Source organism: Acinetobacter sp. WC-141, from assembly GCF_000313935.1.
Taxonomy (GTDB): Bacteria; Pseudomonadota; Gammaproteobacteria; order Pseudomonadales; family Moraxellaceae; genus Acinetobacter.
Window position 1 is genome coordinate 248272 of the sequence record NZ_AMSS01000043.1, and the last position, 15118, is coordinate 263389.

The 15118-nt window shown below is 38.1% G+C and carries 18 protein-coding genes and 1 rRNA gene; 12 read left to right on the forward strand and 7 right to left on the reverse strand.

Annotation, left to right across the window (positions count from 1 at the left end; all coding sequences use genetic code 11):
* Nucleotides 1-27 precede the first annotated feature (27 nt).
* Nucleotides 28-1281, reverse strand: coding sequence for a bifunctional phosphopantothenoylcysteine decarboxylase/phosphopantothenate--cysteine ligase CoaBC (gene coaBC, locus ACINWC141_RS07310; protein ID WP_009389455.1), 1254 nt, complete (start codon nt 1279-1281; stop codon nt 28-30).
* A gap of 99 nt (nt 1282-1380) precedes the next feature.
* Between coaBC and radC the strand changes: the two genes are divergently transcribed.
* Together radC and ACINWC141_RS07320 are read left to right on the forward strand one after the other, a co-directional pair.
* Nucleotides 1381-2100: a RadC family protein gene (radC, locus tag ACINWC141_RS07315; RefSeq protein WP_081400046.1), complete on the forward strand. Its 720-nt coding sequence runs from the start codon at nt 1381-1383 to the stop codon at nt 2098-2100.
* 61 nt (nt 2101-2161) lie between these two features.
* On the forward strand, nt 2162-3073 hold the full coding sequence (locus ACINWC141_RS07320) for a bestrophin family protein (RefSeq protein WP_034677927.1): 912 nt from the start codon (nt 2162-2164) through the stop codon (nt 3071-3073).
* A gap of 4 nt (nt 3074-3077) precedes the next feature.
* Here ACINWC141_RS07320 and ACINWC141_RS07325 read toward each other — a convergent pair whose 3' ends face one another.
* Nucleotides 3078-3929 carry a PHP domain-containing protein gene (locus ACINWC141_RS07325; protein WP_009389503.1) on the reverse strand — a complete coding sequence of 284 codons (852 nt, stop codon included), beginning with the start codon at nt 3927-3929 and terminating at the stop codon, nt 3078-3080.
* Between the two features lie 44 nt (nt 3930-3973).
* Here ACINWC141_RS07325 and ACINWC141_RS07330 point away from each other — a divergent pair, with 44 nt between their 5' ends.
* The 4 genes from ACINWC141_RS07330 to mnmC are packed head-to-tail and all read left to right on the forward strand — an operon-like array spanning nt 3974 to nt 7295.
* Nucleotides 3974-4588 carry a septation protein IspZ gene (locus tag ACINWC141_RS07330; RefSeq protein WP_009389327.1) on the forward strand — a complete coding sequence of 205 codons (615 nt, stop codon included), beginning with the start codon at nt 3974-3976 and terminating at the stop codon, nt 4586-4588.
* Between the two features lie 34 nt (nt 4589-4622).
* Nucleotides 4623-4925 (forward strand): YciI family protein, encoded by a 303-nt coding sequence (locus ACINWC141_RS07335; RefSeq protein WP_005309522.1) that lies wholly within the window; start codon nt 4623-4625, stop codon nt 4923-4925.
* Nucleotides 4926-4929: 4 nt separating this feature from the next.
* The gene (locus ACINWC141_RS07340) at nt 4930-5397 is read left to right on the forward strand and encodes an SH3 domain-containing protein (protein ID WP_009389340.1); all 468 of its coding nucleotides are present in this window, start codon (nt 4930-4932) and stop codon (nt 5395-5397) included.
* Between the two features lie 23 nt (nt 5398-5420).
* Nucleotides 5421-7295 carry a bifunctional tRNA (5-methylaminomethyl-2-thiouridine)(34)-methyltransferase MnmC2/FAD-dependent 5-carboxymethylaminomethyl-2-thiouridine(34) oxidoreductase MnmC1 gene (gene mnmC, locus ACINWC141_RS07345; protein ID WP_009389659.1) on the forward strand — a complete coding sequence of 625 codons (1875 nt, stop codon included), beginning with the start codon at nt 5421-5423 and terminating at the stop codon, nt 7293-7295.
* A gap of 37 nt (nt 7296-7332) precedes the next feature.
* On the opposite strand, the gene ACINWC141_RS07350 is transcribed toward mnmC, so the two are convergent.
* Nucleotides 7333-7647, reverse strand: a complete 315-nt coding sequence (locus ACINWC141_RS07350) for a rhodanese-like domain-containing protein (protein WP_002116171.1) — start codon at nt 7645-7647, stop codon at nt 7333-7335.
* Between the two features lie 91 nt (nt 7648-7738).
* Between ACINWC141_RS07350 and ACINWC141_RS07355 the strand changes: the two genes are divergently transcribed.
* The 3 genes from ACINWC141_RS07355 to ACINWC141_RS07365 all read left to right on the forward strand — a co-directional run bounded on the left by ACINWC141_RS07355 (nt 7739) and on the right by ACINWC141_RS07365 (nt 9339).
* Nucleotides 7739-8227, forward strand: coding sequence for a YajQ family cyclic di-GMP-binding protein (locus tag ACINWC141_RS07355; RefSeq protein ID WP_004789065.1), 489 nt, complete (start codon nt 7739-7741; stop codon nt 8225-8227).
* A gap of 35 nt (nt 8228-8262) precedes the next feature.
* On the forward strand, nt 8263-8757 hold the full coding sequence (locus tag ACINWC141_RS07360; protein ID WP_005804736.1) for a DUF4442 domain-containing protein: 495 nt from the start codon (nt 8263-8265) through the stop codon (nt 8755-8757).
* A gap of 75 nt (nt 8758-8832) precedes the next feature.
* Entirely contained in the window at nt 8833-9339 is a 507-nt protein-coding gene (locus ACINWC141_RS07365) for a nuclear transport factor 2 family protein (protein ID WP_009389638.1), read from the forward strand.
* Between the two features lie 70 nt (nt 9340-9409).
* On the opposite strand, the gene ACINWC141_RS07370 is transcribed toward ACINWC141_RS07365, so the two are convergent.
* Genes ACINWC141_RS07370 through ACINWC141_RS07380 form a run of 3 tightly spaced genes read right to left on the reverse strand, consistent with a single transcriptional unit; the run spans nt 9410 to nt 11162 of the window.
* Nucleotides 9410-9826 carry an acyl-CoA thioesterase gene (locus tag ACINWC141_RS07370; RefSeq protein ID WP_009389421.1) on the reverse strand — a complete coding sequence of 139 codons (417 nt, stop codon included), beginning with the start codon at nt 9824-9826 and terminating at the stop codon, nt 9410-9412.
* A gap of 1 nt (nt 9827) precedes the next feature.
* Nucleotides 9828-10265 (reverse strand): thioredoxin TrxC, encoded by a 438-nt coding sequence (trxC, locus tag ACINWC141_RS07375; protein WP_009389447.1) that lies wholly within the window; start codon nt 10263-10265, stop codon nt 9828-9830.
* Nucleotides 10266-11162 carry an alpha/beta hydrolase gene (locus ACINWC141_RS07380; protein ID WP_009389655.1) on the reverse strand — a complete coding sequence of 299 codons (897 nt, stop codon included), beginning with the start codon at nt 11160-11162 and terminating at the stop codon, nt 10266-10268.
* A gap of 190 nt (nt 11163-11352) precedes the next feature.
* Between ACINWC141_RS07380 and ACINWC141_RS07385 the strand changes: the two genes are divergently transcribed.
* The 3 genes from ACINWC141_RS07385 (at nt 11353) to ACINWC141_RS07395 (ending at nt 14709) form a co-directional block, all read left to right on the forward strand.
* Entirely contained in the window at nt 11353-11688 is a 336-nt protein-coding gene (locus ACINWC141_RS07385; protein ID WP_002116083.1) for a protein tyrosine phosphatase family protein, read from the forward strand.
* Nucleotides 11689-12054: 366 nt separating this feature from the next.
* On the forward strand, nt 12055-13251 hold the full coding sequence (locus tag ACINWC141_RS07390; RefSeq protein ID WP_009389307.1) for a hypothetical protein: 1197 nt from the start codon (nt 12055-12057) through the stop codon (nt 13249-13251).
* Between the two features lie 81 nt (nt 13252-13332).
* Entirely contained in the window at nt 13333-14709 is a 1377-nt protein-coding gene (locus tag ACINWC141_RS07395; protein ID WP_009389364.1) for a dihydrolipoyl dehydrogenase, read from the forward strand.
* 154 nt (nt 14710-14863) lie between these two features.
* Here the strand turns inward: ACINWC141_RS07395 and rrf are convergent.
* Nucleotides 14864-14978: ribosomal RNA gene (gene rrf, locus ACINWC141_RS07400) — 5S ribosomal RNA — on the reverse strand.
* Nucleotides 14979-15118: the final 140 nt, after the last annotated feature.

Here is a 15118-nt window from a genome sequence, read left to right on the forward strand (position 1 = left end):
ATTCGCGGTTTTTTTATTTAAAACATATTATTTACGGCGCAATGCATCCGAAATTGCTTCAACCAACTGTTGAGAAATTTCTTGTTTAGATGCTTTTTCTAACTCACGCTTTTTCATGTGATAGTTTTCAGCAAAGAAAACCGTCATCGCATTTTCATCAGAAGCAAAACCAATGTCTGCACGTGACACATCATTGCACGCAATCATATCGAGTTTTTTAGCAACCAGTTTTCCTGCCGCATATTCTTCAACATTTTGTGTTTCAGCTGCAAAGCCCACCATAAATGGACGCTTTTCCTGACCTGCAATGGTTGCCACAATATCTGGGTTTTTTACAAGGGAAACATTCAACTCATCCCCTGCTTTCTTAATTTTGTGCTCGGCAACTTCTGCTACGCGATAGTCTGCGACTGCGGCCGTTGCAATGAAGATATCACACCCTGTCTCTAATGAGTCCATACTGATATCTAACATTTGTCGTGCCGAGGCAACATTTACTCTTTTTACACCATTCGGTGTATCTAAACTTACAGGTCCAGCAATCAGAGTGACTTGTGCACCAGCAGCATAACAGGCAGCAGCTAAAGCAAAGCCCATTTTACCAGTACTATGGTTCGAGATATAACGAACAGGGTCAATCGCTTCACGCGTTGGCCCAGCAGTAATCACCACTCGCTTTCCAGCTAACAAACCAAATTTTTCAGCGATGGCACGTTGAGCCTGATGGAAATAACCAGCCACTTGCTTGGCAATTTCTTCTGGTTCTGGCATTCGACCTAAACCAACATCACCACACGCCTGCTCACCCGCATCCGGCATGATCACATGCACGCCATCTTCGACCAAGGTTTGTAAATTTCGTTGTGTCGCTTTGGCCGCCCACATCTGCTGGTTCATAGCAGGTGCAACCCATACAGGAGATTTTGTTGCCAAAAATACTGTACTGAGCAAGTCATCTGCTAAACCATGCGCAAATTTTGCCAAAGTATCGCAACTTGCAGGCGCAACCAGTAATAAATCAGCCCAACGTGCTAATTCAATATGTCCCATTCCAGCTTCAGCCGCAGGGTCTAAAAGTTCAGTATGGACAGGATTACCAGAAAGAGCCTGAAAAGTTAGTGGAGTAATAAATGCCTGGGCACCATGTGTCATGACCACACGTACATCAAAGCCATAATCTTTGAGGCGGCGGACTAAGATGGCACTTTTATAGGCAGCAATTCCGCCAGTAACAGCTAAAACGATGTTTTTATGAGGAATAACACTTAGATCAAAGCTCACGAACAGGATACCTTACTGTTGCAGTGGCGCTCACAATAGCATTAAATACGCGCAGACCCAAGATTGATTGGGCAAACAAAATAAAATTTTAAGCGAATTATGCTGGGGAATATGAATACTTCTATTAAAAATTGGCCCGAACAAGAGCGGCCAAGAGAACGGTTATTACAACAAGGCCCTCAAAGTCTCTCTGATGCAGAGCTATTAGCGATTTTTCTTCGCTCAGGTTCAAGGCAACATTCAGCAGTCGAATTATCACGTTTACTCATTCAACATTTTGGCAGCCTAAATGCAGTATTTGATTCATCGTTAAGTGAATTAACTCAATTTAATGGAATTGGAGCAACAAAATATTCACAATTACTGGCAGTCAAAGAACTCGGACGGCGTTATCTCGATCATCACTTTCAGAAAAATGATCTCAGTCTTCATTCTTCTGATTTAGTTTTAGATTATTTGCGCTATGAATTAAAAGGTGAAAAACAAGAAGTCTTTGCCGTGCTGTGTCTAGACCCAGAATTAAGAAAGCTGCATTTTAAAAAGCTATTCTTTGGCTCAATGCAATATTGTGCGGTTTCGGTCAATCAAACCTTACGTTACGCCTTACAACAACATGCTTGTCAGCTCGTTATTGCACACAATCATCCATTTGGTTTGGCGCAGCCTTCTGCCGAAGATATTGCCTTAACCCAGCAACTAGAAAATGCCTGTCAACTTGTCGAAATACGTCTCTTAGATCATTTTATTATCTCACCAGAAGGAAGCTTTTCATTTGCTGAACAACAACTGCTCAACCCTGCACCAATATCAGTTCAATAATATTGACAAAGCTTAACTAAGCCTAGAAGATCAAAACAAAAATAGTGATGCTTAAAATAAAATGATTGTTCGTGATCAACCTAGTATTTTCAAAGTTTTATTCTCTTGGCGAGGGACGATTTTACCCAAAATTCTTCCCTCCTTAGGGTTTGTTATGTTGATCTCGGCAATCATTGGTGGCGTGGAATATATCAATCTTTATCGCTTTCCAGAAATTCCTTTGGTTGGCTTTACTCTCATTGGTGTCGTACTTTCTATTTTTTTAGGATTTAAAAATACTGCATGTTATGACCGTTGGTGGGAAGCCCGAAAATTATGGGGCGTTTTAATTGCAACTTCACGTCATTTTGACCGTGATTGCCGAATTTTGACTCAGGCCCGTCGTGAACGTGTCATTCAGCATGTGATTGTTTTTGCTAACGTGTTACGTGACCGTTTACGTCGTCAGACTGCGAACCCAACAGAGTTAATACAAACCAGTGGTATGAGCCAGCAGGCACTTACTCAACTCTATCAGCAAAATAATGCCCCTCAGTACACATTGAGCCTTATACACTGGGAATTATTACAAGCACTTAAAGAAGGTGAAATCTCTGACATCATCTATGCGCAGATGAATAAAAATGTTTCAGATTTAAGTGTCGTGCAAACTGGCTGTGACCGAATCGCCAATACGCCTATTCCATTTGCCTATTCAGTTTTGCTCAACCGCACTGTCTATTTTTTCTGTTTTATGTTGCCGTTTAGTCTGGGTTCATTGCTTGGCTTAGCAACCCCTTTACTGGTTGGAATTTTGGCATATACATTCTTAGGTCTTGATGCACTCAGCTCAGAAATTGAAGAGCCTTTCGGTACTCAAAGTAATGATTTACCTTTAGACGCAATGGTCCGTAATATCGAGATTGAACTTTTAGGAACACTAGGCAAACCTACACCTCCTCCAATTCAGGCTCAAGATAATAACTTGCTGTAAAATTTTAGAGAAAACGCTCCCAAACACCTTGCTGATTAGCGGTTGGTTTAGGTGTATTCCCCAATTTAATCCATGGCATATTTTCACCATGAAAATCACTACCAATCGATACGGCCAGCTGATGTTGCTCAATTATCCGGTCAACCATCTGGCGAGTAGATAACGTTTCCATGGGGGGAGGTAATTCAATTGCGTCTCCACCTGAGGTTGCGAATAATTCAATTAAATATCGAACATTGGTTGCAGATAAATCATAACGAGTCGGATGTGCTAAAACCGCCAGCCCTTTACTTTCATGAATTACATCAATTGTTTCTTTTAATCCTAATCCTTCAAACTTTACAAAGGCACGTCTTCCCTCTTTTAAGAAACGATCAAATGCTTGTTGAGGACGGGTTACTACATTCTTTTCGACCAATGTTTTAGCAATGTGTGTTCTGGTGATTCGATCTGCCTGATCTTCTACTTTGGCAAGAACATCTTCATAAATCTGAAAACCAATACATTTTTCTAATAAATCACAAATGACTTTAGCTCTTTGCGCTCGTACCCTTTTTTGTTGTTCTAATGCTTCTAAAATTGGCGCTTCATCTTGCATGTTTAAAGCAACGATATGCACGCCATAACTCTTTTTGGTTGTTGGACGCGACCACTGACTTGAAATCTCTGTACCAGAAATGATTTTTAAATCATGACCTTGTGCAGCAATTCTAGCTCGCTGCAAACCATCCATTGTATCGTGGTCAGTTAAAGCCAAAGTATGCAAATTCACATCTATAGCAGCTTGCACCAATAATTCCGGAGACAAAGTTCCATCAGAAATATTGCTATGTGTATGTAAATCTATGCCTTGCATCTTTTATACTATGCCATTCACCAAACCTGATCAGATACTCTAACATGAAAGCACTTCTGGACTTTGTTCCATTAATTATTTTCTTCTATTTATATAAAACAGTTGACCCAACCGACACACAGCATCCTTTACTTAAACTGATCGGGTCTGCTGGTGGTGCCGATAATAATAATATTCTTGTAGCAACTACTGGTCTAATTATTTCAATGCTTGTGGTATATGGTGCCCTATTTGTTTTCCAAAAATTCCGTCTAGATAAACAACAGTGGTTTGTATTGTTTATGACTGTGATTTTTGGTGGCATCACCCTCATGTTAAGTGATGATTTCTATATTCGTCTGAAAGCTGCAATTTTAAATTTGGTTTTTGCAGGTGCATTCTTGGTTTCACCTTGGTTTGGTAAAGACCGTAAACCACTCATACGACGTTTATTTGATCCTATTTTAGAATTAAGTGAAAAAGGTTGGAAAAATCTAAACTTCGCTTGGGCAGTCATGTTTGTAGTGATGTCTTGTTTGCATGTGTTCTTTGCATTTTTATTTCATGGTGGAAAATATTGGGGTGAATTTACTGCATTTGGTGACATGATTGTGATGTTTTCATTTATCATTATTCAGTTCATTATTTTACGTAAACATTTTAAGTCACCAGATGCTTAGAATGGTTCCTGATTGATTATAGAGATACGATTACATGCCTTTTTTTGTTCTAAGCTGTACCGATAACGAAGGAACTCTAGAGAAGCGCTTAGCAGTACGCCCTCAGCATATTGAACGTTTGCAAAAACTTGATGATGAAGGCCGTCTTGTTACAGCGGGAGCTATGCCAAAAGACCCGAATGATCCTCAAGCAGGTTTCTATGGCAGCACCATGATTGTTGAATTCGACAGTCGCGAAGCATTAGATGAATGGTTAAAAGAAGAACCATTTCTTAAAGAAGGCATTTATGCCCACATTGATGTAAAACCATTTAATAAAGCATTTCCAAAAGGGTAATCGCATGCAGCCTGCAATCAAAAGCTTTCTTGGCTTGTGTTTGATATGTTCAACTGCTGGAGCAGTTGAACCTGCTGCAACACCAGCAACACCTCCTCCAAGCGTGCCTTCAACTCAGGCCGCTAAACCAACACCTACAGCGGCAAATGTAGTAAAAACAGCGGCTACAACTCAACCACTTACAGCTGAACAACTCGTAAAGAATAAACAACAGCAAGATGCGAAAATCAAAGCTTTGGTTCAAGATCAGGCATCTCGTTTAAAACAGTTAGAACATGCCAATCTTGAAGCACTCGCTCAGAACCAAGAGTTACAGCTAAAAAATGATAGCCTCTCGGTTCAGGTTCAAGTCTTACAAAGCGAACGTAGCGCACAAATGTTTTTATATGGTGCGGTTACCTTAGCTGGTGGCGTATTGCTAGGATTCTTTATCGCTAGTTATATTCATACAAAACGTCGACGCCAGTGGTAAATCCAAGCAATCTATTAAACCAAATGAATGTATCAAACCGTATCCAAACAGCAGAACTGGACTGGGAATTAATCGATGGTATCGATGTTCCCATTTCCAAACAATTTGGTGATGTCTATTTCTCTAAAGATAATGGCCTACTAGAAACACGACATGTTTTTCTAAATGGTAACGACTTATCAGAACGCTTAGCCAATCTAAAAGATTTTGAATATTTTAGTGTAGGAGAAACCGGTTTTGGTACGGGTTTAAACATTCTTGCACTCTGGCAACTTTGGCAACAAGTCCGTCCAGACAATCAAAGCCATTTACATGCAATGAGTGTTGAAAAATTTCCATTAAGTAAAGCCGACCTTATTCGTGCTTTAAATGTCTGGGATGAGCTTAAACCACTTGCAGATCAGTTAATTGAACAATATCCACTGCCAATTGCTGGGTGTCATCGTTTAACTTTTCCTAACGAGCGTTTTAGCATCGACCTATGGCTAGGAGATGCACAAGATATTTTCCCAAGCATGGCTAAAACTAAAGCAATAAATGCTTGGTTTTTAGATGGCTTTGCGCCCTCTTGCAATCCAGAGCTATGGGAACAAAACGTTTTAAATCATATTGTCCGTCTTTCTGACTATGGCAGTACATTTTCCTCTTTTAGTGTCGCGGGAGTTTTAAAACGTGGACTAAAAGCGCATGGTATTAGTATTTCTCGTCCACGTGGTTTTCGACATAAACGGGAAATGCTCAAAGCAATCTGGAATCCACCTCAATCTGATGATGAATCCTCACAATTAGACCAAATTCAGTCATTGGGTAAAGAACAGCAGCATATTGCAATCATTGGAGCCGGCATAGCAGGTTTAACTACGGCGTGGGCATTTGCAGCACGTGGGCATCAAGTCACCCTATATGAGCAAACAGAAGCATTATCTGGCGCTTCTGGAAACCCTTTGGCGTTGCTTAATCCAAAACTATGCCCAATTGAACAAAGCCATGAACATCTCATGACTTTAAGTTGGCAACATGCCTTAAATTTTTATAAAAATTTTCAAGCATTCCGCCCACTTCAAATACAACAAATCGCATTGAAAAATGCAGACGAACTCCTCGATCTTGTAAATCAATATCCAACTGAGGTTGTTACCAACTCAACGAATTCACTCGAAACGGCATATTCAAGTGTTTCACTGACCGAAGCAGGTTCTGTTTCACCACATCAACTACGTGATGAAATTTTGCAACATCCTTTAATTGATCTAAAAGTTGCCCATATTACAGCACTGGTTCCTTTTGAAAATAAAGTTCAATTGCAGGCTGGTAATGAGGTTATTGCTGAAGCAGACCATGTTGTTGTGTGCTGTGCTCGGGGAAGTGCTGCTTTATTTGAAAGCTATCCACAGTTAAAACCAATACGCGGACAAGTGAGCTGGGTTGATAACACTTTTGCTCCCTTGTCTTTAAATGAGGCTTATAGCTATGGTGGGTATTGCGTGCAACTTGATGCTTCACAGTTAATTTTAGGTGCGTCTTTTTACCCAAATCGTGAAGATCAAGATGTACTTACCGATGACCATGTGCATAACTTTGAATTAATCCACAGCGTATTCCCTGCTTATGCAGAAAAGTTACCAGCAACTTCTACATGGCAAGGTCGTGCATCTATACGGGCACAAAGCTTAGATTATTTTCCTCTCGTTGGAAAAATGCAGGAACATAGCCGAATTGCTACTTTTGCAGCTCTTGGTTCTAAGGGATTCTTATTTGCTCCGCTATGCAGTGAGATCTTAGTTGCCCAGATGTTAGGGGAAGCTTGTCCAGTACCAGACAATTTATTACAAAAGTTAAATCCTCAACGATTCCAAAAAAAAGTAAAACCTAAAAAGCCATATTTCAAACCACAGTAATTTACCTCAATAAAAAAGCACCCGAAGGTGCTTTTTTTTATGCGCCCTGCTCTAGAGGCAAGCCAGCATCACGAGCTGCACGTGTCCCGCCCATCAGCACGACATATTCACGCGAGGCATCCAATCCTTCTAGTTTCTCGGCTGCACGAGGAGCTTTGCTACCACCACCACATAAAATATAAATCGGCTGACCCGCAGAGACCTGGTTCAAAATATCAGCATTCAAATCATTAATCGGGCGATTTACCGCACCTTTAACATGCCCTTCTGCATAAGCATTTGTATCACGGACATCCCAGATAACAGCATTTTCTGGGAATTCAAATGTTGTAATTTCTTGTTTACGGATCATTGTGCACTCCTTTGATGTAAACAACACTTGGCAAATGAAGAAAACCCTCTTAGCATCTCAAATATTCTTTCCCTTTGTAAAGGTCTAAACTATGCCTTCTTTCGATATTGTCTCTGAATTAGAGTTATTTGAAGTTAATCATGCCGTACAAAACACACAAAAAGAGATTGCAACACGCTTTGACTTCCGTGGTCATGATGTTTCAGTCGAAATAAACGAAAAAAATAAAGAAATTAAAATCAGTACAGAAAGTGATTTCCAGTGTGAACAAGTTTACAACATGTTAGAAAATCACTTTTATAAACGTAAAATTGATGTACAAGCACTTGATCCACAAAAAGCCGCTGCTTCAGGTAAAAATTTTGTACAGGTGATTAAACTTAAAGACGGGCTTGACTCAGATACTGCAAAAAAAATTAATAAAGCCATTAAAGAAAGTGGCGTTAAAGTGCAATCTTCAATCCAAGGCGACAAAATTCGTGTAACGGATAAAAAACGTGACACTTTACAACAAGTCATGAATTTTTTACGTGAACAACAATTCGGTGTGCCATTACAGTTTAATAACTTTAAAGATTAATCTCTTGTCGTGACATTCAAAGCTAAGGTAATTCCATGTCTCAATCCAATCGTCTATCAAAACTGGTAAAAGCGACTTCAAAATTCCCTAAAGGTATTCGGAGCACGCTTTGGAGCAAGGCGTTTGGTCGTATCGTGCCAATGGTGGGTACAGCAAATATCCGCTATCTGGAAGTAGACTCAAACCATGTTACTGTCCGTTTAGATAACCAAAAAAATATGCAAAATCATATTAAAGGGGTCCATGCTGCGGCTATGGCTCTTTTAGCAGAAACTGCAACAGGTTTTCTAACCGGTTTACACATTCCTGATAACCGCATTTTATTAATCAAATCATTACATGTTGATTATTTAAAAGTAGTTGAAGGTGGTTTGACTGCTACGGCAACGTTATCTGCTGAACAGCAAAAGTTTATTGCGGATAATGAAAAAGGTGAACTTGTGATTCCAGTTACTGTCATTGATGATGCAGGCAATGAACCAATCCAGTGCCAAATGCTTTGGGCATGGTTACCGAAACGTAAGAAATAACAACTAATCTAAAGTACTTTTAGATTTTTATTTGCCTCAAGATATAAAAATTATTTTTGTATCTTGAGGTCAACAATGAAAAAAATACTGATTCTTTCCTCTTTATTTACGAGTTTAATATTTACAACAATAACGACTCATGCGACTGAACCTAATCTTAAAACCAGTAAAATAACTTCGACCAAATCAGAAACTACCAATAAAGTAAGTGCTCAAAATAAAAAAATTTTGATCGACTTTTATGAAGGTGTCTTTTTAAAACATAAAGTCAAAGAATATGCAGACCGCTATATTGGTCAACAATATATTCAGCACAATCCTAATGTTCCAGATGGGAAAGCACCTTTTGTTAATTTCTTCACTGAAAAGTTCCAAAAGAATCCGCAAGCTAAAAATGAGATTAAACGTGCTATTGCTGAAGGTAATCTTGTCGTTTTACATGTTCATTCTACTGAAAATGAAAAAGATCGAGGAAGAGCAATTATTGATATATTTCGTGTCGAAAATGGAAAAATCGTAGAACATTGGGATGTCATACAAAACATTCCTGAGCAAAGCAAAAATACAAATACGATGTTTTAATTCTAAAAATAAATTCTTTGTCTAAATTAAAGATTAAAGCCTGAATACTGATATTCAGGCTTTCTAAGTTTTATTGAGTCTCTAAAAACTTTTGTCTCGCTTCTTCGGGTATTTGACGCTTATTACCTTTTACATCAACTGCTACAAAGGTAAAGACTCCTTCAGTAATACGTATTGGCTCACGAGAGTCATCATGACTATCCCAAACTTCAATTTGCATCTGAATAGAAGTATTTCCAACTTTTAAGATTTTGGTATAGCAGCTAATGACAAAGCCAACTTTTACCGGAACCAAAAAGGTCATTTGATTAATGGAAATCGTAGCACAGCGGCCACGACTGAAACGCTCTGCGTGAATTGCTCCAGCTAAGTCCATTTGTGACACAATCCATCCACCAAATACATCACCACTCCAGTTTGTATCTGCTGGCATGGCAATCGTTTGTAAGGATAAAATTCCTTCTGGTTTGGTATAAGCTTCTGACACCTTAGCTCCCGAAATTCGTTTGAAGTTGTTGATCGAGCCACTGCTGCAATTCAGGCGCACGTAATGCGCCGCTAATACGCGCAACCTCTGTCGTTTTGTTCATTAAGACAAGTGTCGGAATACTTCTCACATGAAAAGCTTGGCTTAAGCGAGGAGATTCTTCGGTATTAATCTTGGCAAAAATAACGCCTGGATTTTGTTCTGCGACCTGCGCAAAATGTGGTGCCATCATTTTACAAGGTCCGCACCATTCTGCCCATAAGTCAATGAAAATAGGTAGATCACTATTCGTGATGTAGTTACTAAAATTTTGCTCATTTAGTTCAATAGGCGCAAGCGGTATTAATGGCTGATGACATTGCCCACAGCTTGGTTGCTCAGGAAGTTTTTCTTCTGGAACTCGGTTTTTTGCACCGCACGATGCACATACAATAATCATTTACACCACTCCTATATGCTGATGTAAAAATTCTAATTGGGTTATCACTGCTTTTTCAAACCATGAACCGTGATAGATATCAAAATGTTTCATATCCCACTCATGATAACTCACAAAAGGCGCAATATTTGTCGCAGCTTCACGACTGGACTCAATAGGAATAAGGGAATCTTTTTGGGCCGCAATAAATAAAACTGGAATATTAATCTGGCGCACAACCTGAATCGGACGGTATCGCATCAAATTAAAAAAGACACGAGCTGGGACTTCTCCACTCCAATAATAATCAGGATTTACAATTGATAGATAGCCATAATAACTATCTGCTGTTGGCATAAAGCATAAATTATGTTGATCGACGACAGGTAATCTTTTGGGATTAAGCCCCATTTTTGATCCCATATAGTCCTGACTCGATAACTTCAATGCTTGAGGATAGCGTTGTAAAGGATAGAGCTTGGCAGTTTCAGCTCCATCTACATAAGGAATTTGTACTAAAATTGCCTGAATATTCTTCAATTCAGAAGCTAGGCTTAGCGCATATCCGCCACTTAAAGAAGTTCCCCATAGCACGATTCTTCGGTTATCTATCAGCTTACAGGTGGAAGCATATTGAATAACTGTTTTCCAATCTTCCAACTGTGAATTGATGGAGACCATTTCTCTTGGCTTGCCAGTGCTCCCACCCCAATATCGATAGTCAAACAAAATAACAGCATAGCCCGCCTGTGCAAATCGCTGTGCATATTGAACTAATTTAAATTGACGCAACGCAGCAAAACCATGGGCCATAATTATAACGGCAGATTTCTTATTTGTTTTTGGAATATAAAAATCAGCTGCGATCGTTTCCTGACCACATGGAACATATAAAGGCTCAACCATATAAGCGTGCATATGTGCTCCGTTGAAATAGAATATGAATAACCAATTTTAAAATAGCTTAATGATCATTTTTAAAATTTACAGCTCAGCTATAAGACATAACTTTTCTTAGTCAGAACAACACACGAGTGTCTTGTATCTCAGGTTAAGCTTAATGCTATGATACAGCATAAGAGGTTTTGTTAAATTTTGGAGTGACGAAATGTCAGATAATGTTGGTTTCGCAGGTCAAATTGGTCCAGAGCATGTTGGCCAAGTTGTAGAAAAAGGATTTAAATCGATTATTAATAATCGACCAGATATGGAAGGCGGCCCTGAACAACCTACAAGTGCTCAAATTGAAGAAGCAGCACGCCAAGTAGGTCTAGACTACGTTTATCAACCTGTTGTAGCTGGGCAGATTACAGAACTTGATGTACGTACTTTCGCAAATCATTACAATGAGTTGCCAAAACCTGTGCTTATGTTCTGCCGTACAGGAAACCGTTCGAACAATCTATATCAATTAGCAAAACAAATGGATTTATTAGACGACTAATTTTAAGAAATTAATATTCCATAGAACCCTATTTCCTCTTTTAAATAGGGTTTTTTGATAACTTATTTTGCATATCTCTGCACGAATTCAACAGAACTAAAAATAATATTGGTCTAAAGTATTTAAATCTTTTTTGAATCATTTATTAATTTTTATGAATAAATTTATATTCGTACTTTTAAGCTGTTTAATTCTTACAGCATGTTCATCAATGCAGGTACGGCCTACTGTAGGTGTAAGTATGGGTACACAACTTTAATTAGCTAGCTGCCTCATAAATATAATGAGCAACCTCATGAAATATATGTTATTTTATAAATCTAAAAAATTATTTTAAATAACTTATCATTTTAATTGGGGACAATGATGAAACTTACTCATGGGGTATGTGGGATTACTTTGGCTGCTTTTTTGACAGCTTGTGGTGGAGGTGGCGGTGATGGCTACTATAACCAAAATTCAAATTCTGGTTCTACGACAACACCAACCACACCATCAACAGATCAAGAGTTGGCCACTTCTGTTTTAAATAGTGTAAAACAAGAAGGAAAATATTTATTCGGTGCATATGATCTTAATAATGAAAAGTTATCAAAAGGCTACATTGACCACGCATTAGATACCTTCGCCCAAGGCCCACTCAAGTTAACATTAGATATTCGCAAAGTAGATCTTACTAAGTACTCAGATCACTATCGTGAAAAATGTTTTATTAAGAGCACTACAGACTACCGTGCCTGCTACGTATTTAAAGGTGAAGAAATTAAAACCTTGCTCCCTGGTTATAACGATTGGGACTTCGATATTACAGCAGATGATTTAAAAAATATTAAACTGGCAAACGACAATATCTCTCCAAATTTAGAGGATTATCAATCAAATACCAGAATTTATATTTTTCAAAATGAAAATAATGATAAAAACTTCCAAGATGTAACAATTACTGGGGCCTTTGCATATCCATTCCAACAGTCATGGGGACTAGAACAAACCAAGCAAAAAAGATTCGTATTAATTAACTCTGCCACAAGTGATTATAAAATCACTACAACTACTATTGTGCAAGATCCTGATACAGGCCAACCTACTGAAAAAGAAATTACTACTGGTGCAATGAGTGTATATAAAGATAACACATCAATTGATGGTGATCTCTACGTAGTTCAAGGTGGTTCTGGTTTCAACGTACTTATTAATGATAACCCTAATGTTCCTTTTGCAGAGCCAATTTCATTTGTTGTGAACTCTACTCCTGGCAATACAAACAATGCGACATACAAAGTAAAAGCTGGTAATCACCAAGTATTAAGCTTGCCGAGTATTACTGGTCTTGAAGGAAGTCGCGTTGAAAATGAATCGCCAACAACGAATGCACAGAAATTTAATGGCAGTATTTATTTAGAAGGACAAAATATTTTTACTTTCAAACAAAGCTTGAACGGAACTACATTAGACTTTAAGCATGTTATTAATGGGGTAAACATTGAAGGTCAGTCTATTAATCAAAATGGGACTGTTTCAACAATCTTAAAAACACCTTTTATGCAAAATTTTACATATTAAAGTTAAATAATTAAGACTAAACCCTCTGTTAAGAGGGTTTTTCTATATATTCTAAATATCTATTAAAATAGCTTAATGACAATGTTCGATATTATTATCATTGGCGCAGGTACTGCTGGTATTAGCGCATATAAAGAAGCCGTTAAATATACTAATAATATTTTAATTATAAATGATGGCCCATGGGATACCACCTGTGCTCGTGTAGGTTGCATGCCAAGTAAAGTCCTCATCTCTACAGCAAACCGTATGTTTGACATTCAAAATGCTCAAGAGGTTGCTTTGGACGTATCTGCAAAAATTAATACTGATCAGGTCATGAAACATGTACAAACTTTACGTGATCGCTTTACACAAGCCACTTTAAAAGATGTAGAGCAATGGCCAACTGAACATAAAATTTCTGGTAAAGCCCATTTTATTGATGCACAAACTGTAGAGGTTAATGGGCAACAGTACCAAGCAAAAAGTTTTATTCTAGCTGTAGGTTCAACTCCTAATTATGAGCAAACTTGGCAAAAAGAACTTGGAAATCGGCTTATAACAACAGATCAAATATTCGAATTAAAAACACTGCCTAAATCTATTGCCATCATTGGTAGTGGTGTGATTGCCCTTGAAATTGCTCAAGCTATGCACCGTTTAGGCGTAGAAACCACGATTTTTGCTCGCAGTAAGCGAATTGGTATACTGACTAGTTCTAGGCTTCAACAACTTGCACAAAACGAACTAGGCGAAGAGCTAAAAATTCTATTCGAAACTTTACCAAGTGAAGTTAAGTGTAGTTCTAATGAAGTTATATTAAATTATACGTTTGAAGAAAAAGAGAAAATTCTCAAAGTTGAATATGTTTTAGCTGCAACAGGCCGTACAAGTTTACTTGATACCTTAAAACTAGAAAATATTGATACTTCTTTTAAGGATATTAAGTTATTACCTATAAATGCAAAAACCAAGCAATTAGATACATACCCAATTTTTGTTATCGGTGATGCTTATACCTCAACACCATTACAGCATGAAGCTGCACATGAGGGCAAAAAAATTGTTCATAACTGCTTGAACTATCCACAAATCCAACCAGTTAAGACTCTTACTCCATTAGGAATTGTATTTAGTCATCCAGAAATGGCGATCGTCGGGCAAAGTTATAAGCAATTAAAAGATAACGGTATAGACTTTATTACAGGTGAAGCCTCTTATGAACGACAAGGCAGAGCTATCGTCATTGGAAAAAATAAGGGTGGTATTGAGGTTTATATAGAACGTGAAAGCCAGAAACTTCTTGGTGCTGAATTATTTACAGAAGCAACAGAACACATGGCTCATTTATTAAGCTGGATAATAGGCGAAAATTTAACGTTAAATGATATTTTAGAGAAACCCTTTTATCACCCAACTCTAGAAGAAGGTCTTCGCACTGCTTTAAAACATGCTCGTAGACAACTAAAAATATAATCTTATTGCTTAGATATATTTCTTAAATATAATAAAAAAGGACTCCTATATAGAGTCCTTTTTTATTGTCTTAACTTCTTACCTACATTTTTCAGATTAATTTCTGCATAAAAAAACACCCCCAACAGTTAAGTTGGGGGTGTTTAGAATAATGAGCTGGCGATGACTTACTCTCACATGGGAAACCCCACACTACCATCAGCGCTAAGAGGTTTCACTTCTGAGTTCGGGAAGGGATCAGGTGGTTCACTCTTGCTATGGTCGCCAGCACAACTGGTATGGATACTTGCTTCGTTTTATTCACTTTGTGATACGTTGCGTTTTCCAAATCTTTACAGATGGGCTGATTGAGTCTTACTTTAGATGTTCATTTTAGCTAAGCATATAACTAAATCAAGTTGCTTTGCAT

Coding starts and splice junctions, on each gene's coding strand:
- radC (WP_081400046.1), top strand. CDS start 1,381: ATGCTGGGGAATATGAATACTTCTATTAAAAATTGGCCCGAACAAGAG.
- ACINWC141_RS07320 (WP_034677927.1), top strand. CDS start 2,162: ATGATTGTTCGTGATCAACCTAGTATTTTCAAAGTTTTATTCTCTTGG.
- ACINWC141_RS07325 (WP_009389503.1), bottom strand. CDS start 3,929: ATGCAAGGCATAGATTTACATACACATAGCAATATTTCTGATGGAACT.
- ACINWC141_RS07330 (WP_009389327.1), top strand. CDS start 3,974: ATGAAAGCACTTCTGGACTTTGTTCCATTAATTATTTTCTTCTATTTA.
- ACINWC141_RS07335 (WP_005309522.1), top strand. CDS start 4,623: ATGCCTTTTTTTGTTCTAAGCTGTACCGATAACGAAGGAACTCTAGAG.
- ACINWC141_RS07340 (WP_009389340.1), top strand. CDS start 4,930: ATGCAGCCTGCAATCAAAAGCTTTCTTGGCTTGTGTTTGATATGTTCA.
- mnmC (WP_009389659.1), top strand. CDS start 5,421: ATGAATGTATCAAACCGTATCCAAACAGCAGAACTGGACTGGGAATTA.
- ACINWC141_RS07350 (WP_002116171.1), bottom strand. CDS start 7,647: ATGATCCGTAAACAAGAAATTACAACATTTGAATTCCCAGAAAATGCT.
- ACINWC141_RS07355 (WP_004789065.1), top strand. CDS start 7,739: ATGCCTTCTTTCGATATTGTCTCTGAATTAGAGTTATTTGAAGTTAAT.
- ACINWC141_RS07360 (WP_005804736.1), top strand. CDS start 8,263: ATGTCTCAATCCAATCGTCTATCAAAACTGGTAAAAGCGACTTCAAAA.
- ACINWC141_RS07365 (WP_009389638.1), top strand. CDS start 8,833: ATGAAAAAAATACTGATTCTTTCCTCTTTATTTACGAGTTTAATATTT.
- trxC (WP_009389447.1), bottom strand. CDS start 10,265: ATGATTATTGTATGTGCATCGTGCGGTGCAAAAAACCGAGTTCCAGAA.
- ACINWC141_RS07380 (WP_009389655.1), bottom strand. CDS start 11,162: ATGCACGCTTATATGGTTGAGCCTTTATATGTTCCATGTGGTCAGGAA.
- ACINWC141_RS07385 (WP_002116083.1), top strand. CDS start 11,353: ATGTCAGATAATGTTGGTTTCGCAGGTCAAATTGGTCCAGAGCATGTT.
- ACINWC141_RS07390 (WP_009389307.1), top strand. CDS start 12,055: ATGAAACTTACTCATGGGGTATGTGGGATTACTTTGGCTGCTTTTTTG.
- ACINWC141_RS07395 (WP_009389364.1), top strand. CDS start 13,333: ATGTTCGATATTATTATCATTGGCGCAGGTACTGCTGGTATTAGCGCA.